The sequence below is a fragment of the Bradyrhizobium sp. C9 genome (assembly GCF_002532045.1).
Taxonomy (GTDB): domain Bacteria; phylum Pseudomonadota; class Alphaproteobacteria; order Rhizobiales; family Xanthobacteraceae; genus Bradyrhizobium.
The window spans coordinates 1-549 of the sequence record NZ_NWTG01000075.1 but is presented as its reverse complement, the minus strand read 5'-3'; the positions used below and the strand labels follow the sequence as shown (position 1 = coordinate 549).

The 549-nt window shown below is 35.3% G+C and carries 1 protein-coding gene; it reads left to right on the top strand.

Translation table 11 applies throughout. From position 1 onward, the window contains the following. Window positions 1-416, top strand: a 416-nt coding sequence (locus tag CO675_RS39640) for a phage portal family protein (protein ID WP_143279230.1), incomplete at its 5' end; no start/stop codon positions are given. Window positions 417-549: the final 133 nt, after the last annotated feature.

The window sequence follows — 549 nt, the reverse complement described above, 5'->3', positions numbered from 1 at the left end:
GCTACTTTATGAATGAAAATATTTTGCTTGGTACTGCTACGCAAGAACAACAAATTTATTTTTATAACTCTACTATCATTCCTTTACTGATTCAACTTGAAAAGGAACTGACTTATAAACTGATTTCAACAAACCGCAGACGAGTAGTTAAGGATAATTTATATTATGAACGCATAATCGTAGATAACCAGCTATTCAAGTTTGCAACTTTGAAAGAATTAATTGACTTGTATCACGAAAATATCAACGCTCCTATTTTTACACAGAATCAACTTCTTGTTAAAATGGGCGAGCAACCAATCGAGGGCGGAGATATTTATGTCACAAACCTTAACGCAGTTGCTGTTAAAAACCTAAGTGATTTACAAGGCAATAGAAAGGACGTAACAAGCACAGATGAAACTAATAACCAATAGTGCTGAAATTAAAGTAACTGAAAACGAGGACGGTTCTAAGTCGTTCCAAGGCATTGGTTCAGAAGTTGGCGTAGAGAATCGTAACGGTATTATCTTGACCCCTAACTGCATTGAGTTTGCTAGAGAACGATAT